General features: G+C 73.9%; 9 protein-coding genes. 2 read left to right on the top strand and 7 right to left on the bottom strand.

The genetic code is table 11. The features are described from left to right. Nucleotides 1-12: 12 nt before the first annotated feature. From ACTVZO_RS29460 to ACTVZO_RS29440, 5 genes are all read right to left on the bottom strand, one after another. The gene (locus ACTVZO_RS29460; protein ID WP_443301199.1) at nucleotides 13-1,374 is read right to left on the bottom strand and encodes a hypothetical protein; all 1,362 of its coding nucleotides are present in this window, start codon (nucleotides 1,372-1,374) and stop codon (nucleotides 13-15) included. Between the two features lie 38 nt (nucleotides 1,375-1,412). Then, entirely contained in the window at nucleotides 1,413-3,365 is a 1,953-nt protein-coding gene (locus ACTVZO_RS29455) for an acyl-CoA dehydrogenase family protein (RefSeq protein WP_443301198.1), read from the bottom strand. 153 nt (nucleotides 3,366-3,518) lie between these two features. Next, nucleotides 3,519-4,964 (bottom strand): aldehyde dehydrogenase family protein, encoded by a 1,446-nt coding sequence (locus tag ACTVZO_RS29450; protein WP_443301197.1) that lies wholly within the window; start codon nucleotides 4,962-4,964, stop codon nucleotides 3,519-3,521. A 133-nt stretch (nucleotides 4,965-5,097) separates the two neighbouring features. Continuing rightward, nucleotides 5,098-6,678: a PucR family transcriptional regulator gene (locus ACTVZO_RS29445; RefSeq protein WP_443301196.1), complete on the bottom strand. Its 1,581-nt coding sequence runs from the start codon at nucleotides 6,676-6,678 to the stop codon at nucleotides 5,098-5,100. A 130-nt stretch (nucleotides 6,679-6,808) separates the two neighbouring features. Next, a complete protein-coding gene (locus tag ACTVZO_RS29440; protein ID WP_443301195.1) occupies nucleotides 6,809-8,908 on the bottom strand; it encodes an ATP-binding protein in 2,100 nt (699 codons plus the stop codon). 249 nt (nucleotides 8,909-9,157) lie between these two features. Between ACTVZO_RS29440 and gabT the strand changes: the two genes are divergently transcribed. Beyond that, nucleotides 9,158-10,492: a 4-aminobutyrate--2-oxoglutarate transaminase gene (gabT, locus tag ACTVZO_RS29435; RefSeq protein ID WP_443301194.1), complete on the top strand. Its 1,335-nt coding sequence runs from the start codon at nucleotides 9,158-9,160 to the stop codon at nucleotides 10,490-10,492. Nucleotides 10,493-10,634: 142 nt separating this feature from the next. Then, nucleotides 10,635-11,423: a phosphatase PAP2 family protein gene (locus tag ACTVZO_RS29430; RefSeq protein ID WP_443301193.1), complete on the top strand. Its 789-nt coding sequence runs from the start codon at nucleotides 10,635-10,637 to the stop codon at nucleotides 11,421-11,423. On the opposite strand, the gene ACTVZO_RS29425 is transcribed toward ACTVZO_RS29430, so the two are convergent. Together ACTVZO_RS29425 and ACTVZO_RS29420 are read right to left on the bottom strand one after the other, a co-directional pair. Continuing rightward, the gene (locus tag ACTVZO_RS29425) at nucleotides 11,380-13,194 is read right to left on the bottom strand and encodes a chitinase (protein WP_443301192.1); all 1,815 of its coding nucleotides are present in this window, start codon (nucleotides 13,192-13,194) and stop codon (nucleotides 11,380-11,382) included. The genes ACTVZO_RS29430 and ACTVZO_RS29425 overlap by 44 nt on opposite strands. A 94-nt stretch (nucleotides 13,195-13,288) precedes the next feature. After that, entirely contained in the window at nucleotides 13,289-13,777 is a 489-nt protein-coding gene (locus ACTVZO_RS29420; RefSeq protein ID WP_443301191.1) for a hypothetical protein, read from the bottom strand. Nucleotides 13,778-13,786 lie beyond the last annotated feature (9 nt).

Below are 13,786 nucleotides of genomic sequence, written 5' to 3'. Positions count from 1 at the left end.
TGTTGCCGGAAGTCAGGAGCGGCCCGACACGGAGCCCCCGTCGGTGACCCTCAGGAGGAGGTGCGGCAGCGTGCCGGCGAAGTCGGGGAGCGTGACGGCCACGCGCCACCAGGCGTCCGGGTCGGCGCCCAGGGCCAGGGCGAACAGCCGGTCGGCCTCGGCCCGGGCGGCGAGCACCGGCGCGGCCCGGTCGTGGCGGTCGGGGTGGTCCACCTCGCCCAGCCAGTGGCCCTCGTCCAGGGCCCAGCAGGCGGGCGCCTTGTGCCGGATCACGTCCTCGCCGGTGAGCAGCCCGCGGGCCAGGCAGTCGCGCACCCACCGGATGTCCTCCTCGACCGACGGCATGGGCACCGCGAGGCTGGCCAGGGCCAGTTCGCGGTCCACGCCCCCGGCGGGCCGGGCGGGCTGCGGGGCCAGGGAGCGCACCGCGCCGGCGAGGCCGGGGACGTCCGGTCCGGCGGCCGGTTCCGGCAGGGTGCCGCGCACGATCCGGGCCACGAGGACCGGCAGGGTGCCGCGGAAGGCGGGGGCGTGGCGGAGCAGCTCCGACCAGAGCCGGGGGTCGTCGCGCAGCGGGCGCAGGGCCCGGGCGACGGCCGTCCGCATCCCGGTGCGTTCGGGCAGGGACCAGCGCAGGCCCCGGGTGACGGGCAGGTCCGTGAGCAGCAGCGTGCGGTGCGCGGGGGCGACGCAGGCGACGAGCTCGTCGCAGGTGAGCAGTCCCATCCGGACGGCCCGGACGGCGGGCCGGTGCCAGCCGCGCTCCTGCGTGTCCCGCGGGCCGGCGTCGAGCAGTGCCCGGCAGGTCTCCCGGGGCAGTGCGCCGGCCAGCAGCAGGGCCTCGGCCGCGGCGGGCGGCAGGGGGTCCCGGGCGTGCTCGCGCAGCAGGGCCCCGGGGTCCAGGGGGTCGTGCGGCATCCGCAGCAGGGTGAGCGGGATCCTGGGCCTGCGGCGGTGCCGGCGCAGCAGCGCGATCAGCTCGTCGCTGGTGAACGGCCCGGGGCCGAGCTCCCGCAGCAGTTCGGGCGACGGCCCGGGGCGGGCCGCGTACCGCGCCGGGCCGGGCAGCCCGGGCAGGGGGCGTCCGACGACGTGGGGGTTGCGGGCGACGTACTGCCGGTCCTCCTCGGTGCCGTGGCGCAGCAGCACGCTGACGGTCGAGGCCGCCAGCCACTCGTCGCGGCACAGGTACTTGCGGGCCGGCGCGTCGAGCCGGCCGATCAGGTCGGCGACGACATGGTCCGGTGCGTGGCGCAGCAGGTGCGCCGCGCTGCGGGCCAGCCGCCGGCTGGCGCGGTCTTCCTCGGCCGTCGGCATGGTTCTCTCCGCCTTGCCCGTGCTGGTGCGCGTACGGCGGTCCGTACGCGCACTCATCCTCGTACGCCTGTCCGACGTCCGGCGATGATCGCAGGTCAGCGGAGCGGGCGGTGCACGTTTTTGCGTTTCGAGGGGCCGGGGGCGGCGTCCGCGATCCAGGGGCCGTCGCCGGAGGGGTCGATGACGCCCTCCTCCAGCCAGGTGTACGTGCCGTTCATCACCCCCTCGACGACCTTCCGGTCGATGGTGTCGGTGTTGGTCCACAGCCGGCCGAAGAGCTCCTCGACGCGGATCCGGGACTGCCGGCAGAAGGCGTCGGCCAGCTGGTAGGCCTCGCGGCCGTGGTCGCCGGTGGCGCGCAGGTGCTCGGCGCGGACGCAGGCGGCGCTCATCGCGAAGAGCTCGGCGCCGATGTCGACGATCCGGCCCAGGAAGCCCTGCTTGGTCTCCATGCGGCCCTGCCAGCGGGACATGGCGTAGAAGGTGGACCGGGCGAGTTTGCGGGCGGCGCGTTCGACGTAGCGCAGGTGGGTGGCGAGGTCGGGGTGGCCGGCGGGGTGGAAGGCGCGGTAGGTCCCGGGCACCTGGCCGGCGCCGGTGGCCAGCTTGGGCAGCCAGCGGGCGTAGAACCCGGCGGCGCGGGCTCCGGCTCGGGCCTTGTCGCCGAGGTCCTTGTCCGGATCGATGAGGTCGCCCGCGACCGACAGGTGGGCGTCGACGGCCTCGCGGGCGATCAGCAGGTGCATGATCTCGGTCGAGCCCTCGAAGATCCGGTTGATGCGCAGGTCGCGGAGCATCTGCTCGGCGGGGACGGCGCGTTCGCCGCGGGCGGCGAGGGACTCGGCGGTCTCGAACCCGCGGCCGCCGCGGATCTGGACCAGCTCGTCGGCCATCAGGCAGGCCATCTCCGAGCCGTACAGCTTGGCGAGGGCGGCCTCGATGCGGATGTCGTTGCGGTCCTCGTCGGCCATCTGCGAGGCGAGGTCGACGACCGCTTCGAGGGCGAAGGTGGTGGCGGCGATGAAGGAGATCTTGGCGCCGACCGCCTCGTGCTTCGCGACCGGCCGGCCCCACTGCTCGCGCACCCCGGACCACTCGCGGGCGATCTTCAGACACCACTTGCCGGCGCCGACGCACATGGCGGGCAGCGACAGCCGTCCGGTGTTGAGCGTGGTCAGGGCGATCTTGAGGCCGGAGCCCTCGGCTCCGATGCGCTGGGCGGCGGGGACCCGGACCTGGTGGAAGCGGGTGACGCCGTTCTCCAGACCGCGCAGGCCCATGAAGGCGTTGCGGTGCTCGACGGTGATCCCCGGCGAGTCGGCCTCCACGACGAAGGCGGTGATCCCGCCGCGGTGGTTCTCGCTCCTGGGTACCCGGGCCATCACCACGAGCAGGTCGGCGACCACCCCGTTGGTGGTCCACAGCTTCACCCCGTCGAGGACGTACGCGTCCTCCCCGTCCGGGACCGCCGTGGTGGCCAGCCGCGCCGGGTCGGAGCCCACGTCCGGCTCGGTGAGCAGGAAGGCGCTGATGGCGGTGGTGGCGCAGCGCGGCAGGTAGGCGTCCTTCTGCTCCTGCGTGCCGAAGATCTTCAGCGGCTGGGGGACGCCGATGGACTGGTGGGCGGAGAGCAGGGCTCCGATGGCCGGGCTGAAGGAGCCGACCAGGGCGAGGGCCTTGTTGTAGTAGACCTGGGTGAGGCCGAGCCCGCCGTACTTGGGGTCGATCTTCATGCCGAGGGCGCCGAGCTCTTTCAGCCCGCGCACGGTCTCGTCGGGGATCTTCGCCTCGCGTTCGATGCGGGCGGCCGTGCCCGCCGCGAGCTCGTTCTCGCAGAACGTCCGCAGCCGGGCGAGGAATGCCTCGCCCCGCCGGACGTCCTCGTCCGCGGGGAGCGGGTGCGGGTGGATCAGGTCGAGCCGCAGCCTGCCGAGGAAGAGCTCCTTGGCGAAGCTGGGCTTGCGCCAGTCCTGTTCCCGGGCCGCTTCCGCGACCTGCCGTGCCTCGCGCTCGGTCACCTTGGGCTGTACGGGCTGTGTTGCGGACATGAGGGGACTCACCTCGCCGCCGAGTCGGTGGTTCACCGGATTACCAGCCGGTGCTACCTGTGAGTCGTACCCAATGTGGGCGGGAAGGAAAAGGGGGACGGCCGGAGCCCCCGCACAGTAGGCTCCGGCCGTCGGCTTTTTGGCCGTACGGGATCAGATGTCGAGGCCGGTCAGGACCAGGACTCGCTCGTACGTGTAGTCGTCCATCGCGTAGCGGACGCCCTCGCGGCCCACACCGGACTGCTTGACGCCGCCGTAGGGCATCTGGTCGGCACGGTAGGACGGCGCGTCGCCCACGACCACACCGCCGACCTCGAGCTCGCGGTGGGCGCGGAAGGCGACCTGGATGTCGCGGGTGAAGACGCCGGTCTGCAGACCGAACTTGGAGTCGTTCACCGCGGCGAAGGCCTCGTCGGTGCTCTCGACCCTGGTCAGGGTGAGGACCGGCCCGAAGACCTCCTCGGTGGCGAGCTTGACGCCCGCCGGGACCTCCGCGAGCACGGTGGGCTCGTACGAGGCACCCTCGCGCTTGCCGCCGGTGAGCAGCTTGGCTCCGGCGGACACGGCCTCGTCGACCCAGGTCTCGACGCGCTTGGCGGCGTCCTCGGAGACGAGGGGGCCGACGTCGGTGGCGGAGTCGGACGGGTCGCCGGTGACCTGGGCCTGGACCTTCGCGACGACCTTCTCGACGAGGCGGTCGTAGACGGAGGCGTCGGCGATCACGCGCTGCACGGAGATGCAGGACTGGCCGGCCTGGTAGTTCGAGAAGGTCGCGATACGGGTCGCGGCCCAGTCGAGGTCGGCCTCGGAGGACCAGTCGGCGAGGACCACGGCCGCGGCGTTGCCGCCGAGCTCCAGCGTGCAGTGCTTGTGGGGCACCGACTGCTGGATGGCGTAGCCGACGGTGTCGGAGCCGGTGAAGGAGATGACGGGGAGGCGCTCGTCCTTGACCAGGGCGGGCATCTTCTCGTTCGCGACCGGCAGGACCGACCAGGAGCCGGCCGGGAGGTCGGTCTCGGCGAGCAGCTCGCCCAGGATCAGCCCGGACAGGGGCGTCGCCGGCGCGGGCTTGAGGATGATCGGCGCGCCGACGGCGATGGCCGGGGCCACCTTGTGGGCGCACAGGTTCAGCGGGAAGTTGAAGGGCGCGATGCCGAGGACGGGGCCCTTGACGAAGCGGCGGGTCAGCGCGAGACGGCCGACGCCGCCGGCGTCGGTGTCCAGGCGCTGGGCCTCTCCGCCGTTGAAGCGGCGGGCCTCTTCGGCGGCGAAGCGGAACACGGACACCGCACGGCCGACCTCGCCGCGCGCCCACTTGATCGGCTTGCCGTTCTCGGCGGAGATCAGCTGGGCGATCTCCTCGGTGCGCTCGGCGAGCCGCTTGGACACGTGGTCCAGGGCGGCGGCACGTACGTGGGCGGGGGTCGCGGAGAACTCCGCCGTCACCGCGTACGCCGCGGCCACGGCCTCTTCGACCTGGGCGTCGGTGGGCACGCTGACCGTGCCGACCAGGCGTCCGTCCCACGGGGAGTGGACGTCGAAGCTGTCCTCGCCGGTGGCCAGGCGGCCGGCGAGCCAGAAGGCGTGGGTGGAAGTCATGCGAATCCCGGCCCTTCGAGTGTGCGGTGGGGGCTTGTCCCCTCCACCGTAGGACCCGGCGGGGCTTCCGGCGTTTAGCCGGGGTGGAGCGGCTGCCGTCCCGGCTTCGCCGGTTTGTCACTGTCGGCCGGGATCAGCCGGAGTTCGGGGAGGCCTTGAGGGCGAGCCACAGCTCCATCCGGACGTCCGGATCGTCCAGGGAGCGGCCGAGGATCTCCTCGACCCGTTTCATCCGGTAGCGCAGGGTGTGCCGGTGCACGCCGAGGTCGGCCGCGGCCGCGTCCCACTGGCCGTGGCGGGAGAGCCAGGCCTGCAGCGAGGCCACCAGGTCGCCGCGGCCGGTCGCGTCGTGCTCCCGCAGCGCGCGCAGGGTGCCGTCCGAGAAGGCCCGTACGGCGTCGTCGGCCAGCAGGGGCAGGACCGAGCCCGCCGCCATCTCCTCGTGCTCCACCATCGGCCGGCCCCGCCGCCGGGCCACGGCCAGGGCCTGGTCGGCCTGTTTCAGGGCCGCCGCAACGGTCGCCGGACCGGCCGGCGCGGAGAGGCCGACCACCAGTTCGTCGGGCTCGGGGCCGGTGGCGTCGCGGCCGCGCCGGGCCTCCAGCGCCTCCGCGTGGTCCATGCACGCCTGTACGGCCGCTCCGCCGTCGGCGGCCAGCACCACGAGCCGGCCGGGCTCCGGGACCACCAGCAGCGGCTCCCCGGTGCGGGACGCGGCCGACTCCACCGTGTCGGCCAGCAGGGCCAGCCCCTCCGGCTGGGCGGTGCCCGGCAGCGCCGCCTCGGCCGTGATCAGCCGGAACGGCACTTCGAGCAGGGCCCCGTACAGGTCACCGGCGACGGCCCGCGCGTGCTCCGCCTCCCCGGCCAGCAGCATCCGCAGCACCGCGGCCCCCAGCCGGGACTCGGCGTCGTGCAGCGAGCGGGAGCGCTCGGTGGTGAGGGTGAGCAGCGCGACCGCGGAGTGCACGGCGTACCGCTCGGCCGTGCCCAGCGGGGCCCCGGTGCCGACGGCCAGGGCGCCGCGCGCCCGCCGGCCCGTGCCCAGCGACTGCAGTTCGACGCGGTCCTCCGAGCCTCCGACGACGGCGCTCGCGGGCGCCGGCCGCTCCCGCAGCCGCTCCACGTCCGGGGTGAGCCGGGCGGCGCGCCGGGCGGCCCAGTCGGGGGCGGCCGCGACGACCGATCCCGAGGCGTCGTACAGCGCGGCCCAGCCGTGCACGTGCGCGGCCAGCCTGGCCAGCAGCTCGGCGGGTCCGTCGGCGGAGAGCGCGGCCCGGGTCAGCTCGCGCTGCGCCTCGAAACCGGCGGTGACGGCCCGGTACTGGTCGGCCGCGAGCGCGGCGGAGACGGCCTTGCTGATGGCGAGGAAGGGGGTGCGCCGCGGCACCTCCAGCAGCGGCATGTCCTCCTTGCGGGCGGCCTCGACGAGCGCTTCGGGGACGGCCTCGTAGTTGACGCCGACCGCGAAGCCGATGCCGACGACCCCGGCCGCGGCGAGGCGGCGTACGTAGGGGCCCATCTCCCGCGGGTCCTCCGCGTCCAGCTTCATCGCCGTGGTCAGGAGCAGCTCCCCGCCCTCCATGTAGGGCACGGGGTCGGCGAGCTCGCTGACGTGGGCCCAGCGGACGGGGGTGTCGAGGCGGCCCTCCCCCGCCCGGACGCTGAGTTTGAGGGCCGAGTGCTGGACGAGCGAGGCGAGGGTGAGCGGCATCGTTACCAGGGGCCTTAGCGGGAGGGGACGGCGGAAGGGGTCCGGTTGAAGGGCATCAGAGGGACCGCACCCGATTTCGCCGTGTCGTATGAACGGCTCCCTTCGATTCTGCCACCCCGTACGGGTCTGTTCAGGTCGTTCCGCCGAGCCGGACCAGCAGCGGAGCCGCCCGTTCCCCCTCGATCGAGGTCAGCGACAGCACCGCGTGCCCCGGGGGCACGGAGTGCGCCAGGTCGGAGGCGGACCACCGCTCGCGCTCCACCTGGCGCACGGTGACCGCGTCGGTGGTGACGGCCTTGCCGGTGACGAGCTTGCGGAAGGCGTGGATCAGCCGGGTCAGCGGCTGGTCGGCGAAGACCGTGCGGTGGGTGACGTCGCGCGTCTCCACCCATTCGGTGCCCCAGGCCTCCGCGAAGCGCTTGCCGTCCCAGGTGGTGACCCCGGAGAAGGCCATGCGGCAGCCGACCGCGCCGAGCAGCGGCGTCCGCAGTTCCTCCGGTACGTCGTCCAGCGTGCGCAGCGTGAGCAGGACTCCCGCGTTCGCCGAGCGCAGCCGCTGCACGCCCCGGACGGTCTGCGGGGTCAGGGTGTGCGAGGCGTCGTCGAAGGCGAGGCAGGCGAAGAGGGAGCGGTCGGTGCGGGCGGCCGCGGCGGCGTTGAACTGGGCGAGCAGCAGCCGGGCCAGCATCCGGGAGGCGTCGGGGTGGCCGCGTTCGGGCAGGTCGACGCGGACGCGGATCGGGTGCTCGAGGGTGCGCAGGGAGAACGGCCGGTTCTGGCCGGTGGTGTCGAAGAAGGCGGCGAAGGCGGGCCGGTCGAGCAGCGCCACCCGGTCGGCGAGGGCCGGTCCGGGATCGCCGGGGGCCCGGAGCTGGCGTTCCCGGGCGTCGAGCTCGCGGAGCATCGCCTGCTCGCCGGCACCGGCCAGTTCCCGGCGCAGCGCGCCGAAGGCGTCGGGCAGCGGGTCGAGCAGTTCGCGCAGCTCGGGGACGGCGGGGAAGCGGCCGTGGGCGGCCTTGAACGGGCCGAGCAGCTGGGCGAGCGCGGTCGCTGCCCGGCGCACCTCGATCCCGGGGACGTCCCCGACGAAGGCCTCGGCGAGGAGGGTGGCGGCCTCGTCGGGGTCGGTGGTGCCGCCGTAGAGGTCGAGGTCGTAGACGGACTCGGGGTCGCCTACGCGGACCACGACGTCGTACGCGGCGTCCGGGCCGAGCTGGGCCCCGGCGGCGCCGACGGCGACGACCGCGGCCTGCCCGGCGAGCGCCTGGAGCGCGAGGGACTCCACGGCCGGCCGGACCAGGCGCCGGGTCTTGCCGGATCCCGAGGGCCCGACGGCGAGCAGCGAGGTGCCGAGGACCGCGGGGTCCAGGGCGAGCGAGGTGCCGCGCCGGACGTAGGGGTTGCGCGGGCCGTCCTCGACGGTGCCGATCCTGACCTGCCGGGCCAGCAGGTCGTGGCGGGCGGCCCGTACGGGCAGGTCCCGCGCCCCGGAGGGGTGGACGCAGGCCCCGGCACCCTTGTCCCGCACGGCCTCGGCGAAGGCCCGCAGCCGGGACGGGTCGACGCGCACGGAGTCCCAGGCCCGCCGGATCCGGGTGTAGTCCACGTCGTTCATCCGCCCGGCCCCGGCCTCCCCCTCGAGCCGGTCCGCGGCCTCGTCCAGGCCGGCCGCCCGCAGCTGCGGCCAGCGCGCGGGGTCCTCGGCGCCGCCGGGCTCGGGCCGGGCCGGAGCGGCGGTGCGGACGGCGCGGGCGGGGCGGCTGGTGAGGATCCGGCGGCCCAGTTCGGCCCAGCGGCCGAGCCGTCCGAAGCCGGTGACGAGGACGCCCGCGACCACGGCGTACCAGATGTACGCGGCCACCACCGAGGGGAGCGTCCCGGCCCAGGAGTCGGGGGTGAACATGTAGAGGGGCCAGAGCCAGAAGCCGCCGAGGTAGCCGTTCCACAGCAGGGACCACAGGAGCAGCCCGGCCAGCAGGGCGATCAGGGCTCCGCTGACCAGCTGGCGGGTCGGGGTCTCCTCGGGCTCCTCCGCGGCCCGCGGCACGTGTCCGTACGACCAGACGCCGGGCCCGTCCGAGGCGCGCGGCACGCGCAGCCACTCCGCCAGCGAGGGGCCGGCGGCGGGCGCGTGGGAGGGCTTGGGCGGAAGACCCGGCGGCGGGCCGACCGGCCGGGGGATCCGCCCCGTACCGGGCGGGCGCGTCTCGTGCGTGCCGTCGGTGTCCATGAAACCCCTGCCCCCTGCCCGTTCCTGCGCTGCGCCGCTCAATGTAGTTGCCCGGCGGCGGCCGTGGGCCGTACCCGCACAGGGTTTCGCCGCGCCGTCCGGCAAGATCCCTCCGCGTCCTTCCTATGGCCGTCACGGACAAGGACACGCGGGCACCACTCCCGAACGGAGCATGCAGTACCCCCTCCGCCGGGCCTAGCCTGCGGACAAAGACACAAGTGCGTCCGAAAACACCCCCAGGAGCCCTCCATGACCGCTGTCCCGCAGGAGCGCCGCATCGTCACCGCGATCCCCGGCCCCAAGTCGCAGGAGCTGCAGGCCCGCCGCCTCGAGACGGTGGCCGGCGGCGTGGGCTCCGTGCTCCCCGTCTTCACGGCCCGCGCGGGCGGCGGCATCATCGAGGACGTCGACGGCAACCGCCTGATCGACTTCGGCTCCGGCATCGCCGTGACCTCGGTCGGTGCCTCCGCCGAGGCCGTCGTGCGCCGTGCTTCCGCGCAGCTCGCGGACTTCACCCACACCTGTTTCATGGTCACCCCCTACGAGGGCTACGTGGAGGTCTGCGAGGCGCTCGCCGAGCTGACCCCCGGTGACCACGCCAAGAAGTCGGCGCTGTTCAACTCCGGCGCCGAGGCCGTCGAGAACGCCGTCAAGATCGCCCGTTCGTACACCAAGCGCCAGGCCGTCGTCGTCTTCGACCACGGCTACCACGGCCGTACGAACCTGACGATGGCGCTGACCTCGAAGAACATGCCGTACAAGAACGGCTTCGGCCCGTTCGCCCCCGAGGTCTACCGCGTCCCGGTCGCCTACGGCTACCGCTGGCCCACCGGCGCCGAGAACTGCGGCCCCGAGGCCGCCGCCCAGGCGATCGACCAGATCACCAAGCAGATCGGCGCCGACAACGTCGCCGCGATCATCATCGAGCCGGTGCTCGGCGAGGGCGGCTTCATCGAGCCGGCGAAGGGCTTCCTCCCGGCGATCGTGAAGTTCGCCAACGACAACGGCATCGTCTTCGTCGCCGACGAGATCCAGTCCGGCTTCTGCCGCACCGGCCAGTGGTTCGCGTGCGAGGACGAGGGCATCGTCCCGGACCTGATCACCACCGCCAAGGGCATCGCCGGCGGCCTGCCGCTCGCCGCCGTGACCGGCCGCGCCGAGATCATGGACTCCGCGCACGCGGGCGGCCTGGGCGGCACCTACGGCGGCAACCCGGTGGCCTGCGCCGGTGCGCTCGGCTCCATCGAGACCATGAAGGAGCTCGACCTCAACGCCGCGGCGAAGAAGATCGAGTCCCTCATGAAGGCCCGGCTGACGGCCATGCAGGAGAAGTACGAGATCATCGGCGACATCCGCGGCCGCGGCGCCATGATCGCGATCGAGCTCGTCAAGGACCCCGCGTCCAAGACCCCGTTCCCGGAGGCGGCCGGCGCGCTCGCCAAGGCCTGCCACGCCGAGGGCCTGCTCGTCCTCACCTGCGGCACCTACGGCAACGTGCTCCGCTTCCTCCCGCCGATCGTCATCGGCGAGGACCTGCTGAACGAGGGCCTGGACATCCTCGAGGCCGCGTTCGCGGGCATCTGACCGAACAGCTGGAACACGTGAGCGGAGCGCCCGGTCTCTACCGCCGGTAACGGTCGGACGCTGTGAAGAACGTGTGGGGGGCCGATGGCGGGTGCGCGTTCCTGCTGTCGGCCCCCCTCTCGCTGCCGTACGGTTTCTGCAGATGAGTGAGACACCCCGCTCCCGGGCGACCGAGGGCGATTCCGGTACCGGGCTTCCCCAGCACCGTACCGGGCATGCGTTCGCGCACACTCCTCACCGATCGGACAGCCGACCGCCCCAAACCCCCCGGGGCGTGCGGCAACCCGGTCCGGGCGGCCGTCCCGGAACCATCCCCCCTGTTCCGGGACGGCCGGCCACTCCTCTCCTCACCGCCGCACTCTGCGGCCTGCTCTTCGCCCTGATCACCTGGCAGGTGCTGGTCTCCGGCCCGCTGCTGGCGCCGGACCACGCGCTGAGCCGCGCCCTGGTCCGCACGGTCCCGGACTCCGTCAGCGAGCGCCTCTCGGACCTCGGCAACATCCCCGTCGCCGTGCCCGTCCTCGCCCTGGCCATGGCCTACGCCGCCTGGCGCGGCCGTCGCCTGGCGGCCGGCGCCGCCGCGCTGGCGATGGCCCTGGTGCCCGCCCTGGTCATCCCGTTCAAGCAGTGGACCGCCCGGCCGGGCCCCCTGGAGCCCTGGGCCGCCGGTTACTTCCCCTCGGGCCACACGGCCACCGCGGCCGTCGCCTACCTCGGCGCGGCCCTGCTCGTGCGCCCGTACACCCGCCGGGCATGGCCGACGGCCGCCGCCCTCGCCCTCACGGGGGCGACGGCCGCCGGGCTGGTGCTGCGGGGCTGGCACTGGCCGCTGGACGTACTGGCCAGCCTGCTGATGTGCGCGCCCCTGCTGCTCGGCGTCGGGTGGGTCAGCCGGCGGAAGCCGGGAAGTACGCGTCGAAGTTCCGGCTGAACTCCCACCCTCCGAAGCGGTCCCAGTTGATCGACCACGTCATCAGGCCGCGCAGGGCGGGCCAGGTGCCGTGCGTCTGGTAGGCACCGCAGTTCGTCTTCTTCGTCAGGCAGTCCAGGGCCTTGTTCACCTCGGCGGGCGGAGTGTGGCCGTTGCCCGCGTTCGTCGTCGCCGGGAGGCCGATGGCCACCTGCTCGGGACGCAGCGGCGGGAAGACGCGGGCGGTGTTCCCGGCGACCGGGAAGCCGGTGAGCAGCATGTCGGTCATGGCGATGTGGAAGTCGGCGCCGCCCATGGAGTGGTACTGGTTGTCCAGGCCCATGATCGGACCCGAGTTGTAGTCCTGGACGTGGAGCAGGGTGAGGTCGTCGCGCAGGGCGTGGATGACCGGCAGGTAGGCGCCGGCGCGCGGGTCCTGGCCGCCCCACGGGCCGGAGCCGTAGAACTGGTAGCCGAGCTGGACGAAGAAGGTCTCGGGGGCCATGGTCAGGACGAAGTCCGGGCCGTACCTGGCCTTCAGGGTCTTCACGGCCGATATCAGGTTGACGATGACGGGGGTGGTGGGCGCCCGGAAGTCGGTGTCGCCGGTGGCCAGCGAGAGGGAGTGGCCCTCGAAGTCGATGTCGAGGCCGTCGAGCCCGTACTCGTCGATGATCCTGCCGACGGAGGAGACGAAGGTGTCGCGGGCGGCCGTGGTGGCGAGCTGCACCTGGCCGTTCTGGCCGCCGATCGAGATCAGCACCTTCTTGCCCGCGGCCTGCTTGGCCTTGATGGCCGCCTTGAACTCGGCCGGGGTCTCGACGTTCGGGCACTCGGCGACCGGGCAGAGCTGGAAGCGGATGTCGCCGGAGGTCACCGAAGTCGGTTCGCCGAAGGCCAGGTTGACCACGTCCCAGGAGGCGGGCACGTCCGCCATCCGCACGTATCCGGAGCCGTTGGCGAAGCTCGCGTGCAGGTAGCCGACCAGCGCGTGTGCGGGCAGGCCGCCACCGCCGCCACCGCCACCGCCCGTCGTGGTCACGGAGACGGGCGCGCTCTTGGGGGACTCGCCCGCCGCGTTCACCGCGCTGACCCGGAAGGTGTACGTCGTGGACGCGGCGAGGCCGGTCACGCCCGCCGAGGCGGTGGTGACGGACAGGGGCGCCGCGCCGTCCCGGTGGACGGTGTACGAGGTGGCGCCGGACACCGGGGACCAGGACAGGGAGACCGAGGACGAGGAGGTGGCGCTCGCGCCGAGGCCGGTGGGGGCGGCCGGGGGCTGGGGCTGGCCGGGGCCGCCGGGGTCGGGGCCGACCAGGGTGAGGTCGTCGGTGAGGTGGGCGGGCTGGCCGTACCAGCCGTGCGTGTACACCGTCACGGAGGTGGTCGACGGGCCGGTGCGGAAGCCGGCCGTCAGCTGCTTCCACGCGCCGGGGGTCTGGGTCCAGGTGGACACGTCGGTGGTGCCGGTCCCGGTCGCGCCGAGGTACACGTACGCGCCCTGCACCCAGGCGGCCAGGGTGTACGCCGAGTCGGGCTTGACGGTGACGGTCTGGGAGCAGCGGGCGTTGTCCTGTCCGGCCGGGGTGGCCTTCAGGGCGGAACTCCCGCCGTGCACGGGGGTGGTGACGGCCGATCCGCTGCCCGCCGAGCAGCTCCAGCCGTCGAGGCCGGTTTCGAAGCCGCCGTTGCGTACGAGGTCGGCGTCGGCCGCGGCGGCCGGCGGGCCCGCGGCGAGGAAGCCGGCCGCCGCCAGGGCGGCGGCCGTAAGGAGGGACCAGGCTCTGCGCACAACTGCCTCCGGGACATGGGGGGATGGAGGGGATCTGGGGGCGCTGTCCGGCGATGGCCGGAGGCGCCCAAGATGGTCCAGACCAATGCCCTTGTCAAGGCTTCCGTCCCTCCTCCGCCACCACGCGCGCGGCCGCCTCGTGCATGGCGAGCTCCAGCACGGCCGGATCGGTGAGCGTGCCCTGCCCGTCGGGGAGCACCAGCCAGCGCACCCCGCCGGTCGCCCGGCCGGGGTACGGGACCACGATCCAGCTCCCGCGCCCCGCTCCCCGTACGCCCGTGCCGACCCAGCGGGACGCCGTGCCCGGGGGCACGAAGAAGCCCAGCCGGCCGAAGACCGTGCGGCTGTGCCGCGTGGCGCCGAAATCGGCGAGCACCGGGCCGGGCCGCTCCAGGATCAGGTTCAGTACGTCGAGGGTGGCCTGCCCCAGTTCCCCGGGCAGGATCAGCACGTCCCAGCGCCGGCCGGCGGGCAGGAGGACCACCCCCAGGGGGTTGCGCTCCCATTCCCACCGGCTGGCGTCGGGATCCGGCGCCACCGATACGAGCCACTCCACTGCCGTCTTGTCCCCCGGGGTCGTCATCGCCCGGCC

It is taken from the genome of Streptomyces sp. IBSNAI002 (assembly GCF_052244475.1).
Lineage (GTDB): Bacteria > Actinomycetota > Actinomycetes > Streptomycetales > Streptomycetaceae > Streptomyces.
Note: the sequence above shows the minus strand (reverse complement) of the source record. Positions and strands in the feature narration are given on the sequence as shown.

Excerpts from the sequence above, each read along its gene's own strand:
- ACTVZO_RS29460 (WP_443301199.1), bottom strand. The coding sequence starts at position 1,374 with ATGAGTGCGCGTACGGACCGCCGTACGCGCACCAGCACGGGCAAGGCG.
- ACTVZO_RS29455 (WP_443301198.1), bottom strand. The coding sequence starts at position 3,365 with ATGTCCGCAACACAGCCCGTACAGCCCAAGGTGACCGAGCGCGAGGCA.
- ACTVZO_RS29450 (WP_443301197.1), bottom strand. The coding sequence starts at position 4,964 with ATGACTTCCACCCACGCCTTCTGGCTCGCCGGCCGCCTGGCCACCGGC.
- ACTVZO_RS29445 (WP_443301196.1), bottom strand. The coding sequence starts at position 6,678 with ATGCCGCTCACCCTCGCCTCGCTCGTCCAGCACTCGGCCCTCAAACTC.
- ACTVZO_RS29440 (WP_443301195.1), bottom strand. The coding sequence starts at position 8,908 with ATGGACACCGACGGCACGCACGAGACGCGCCCGCCCGGTACGGGGCGG.
- gabT (WP_443301194.1), top strand. The coding sequence starts at position 9,158 with ATGACCGCTGTCCCGCAGGAGCGCCGCATCGTCACCGCGATCCCCGGC.
- ACTVZO_RS29430 (WP_443301193.1), top strand. The coding sequence starts at position 10,635 with ATGAGTGAGACACCCCGCTCCCGGGCGACCGAGGGCGATTCCGGTACC.
- ACTVZO_RS29420 (WP_443301191.1), bottom strand. The coding sequence starts at position 13,777 with ATGACGACCCCGGGGGACAAGACGGCAGTGGAGTGGCTCGTATCGGTG.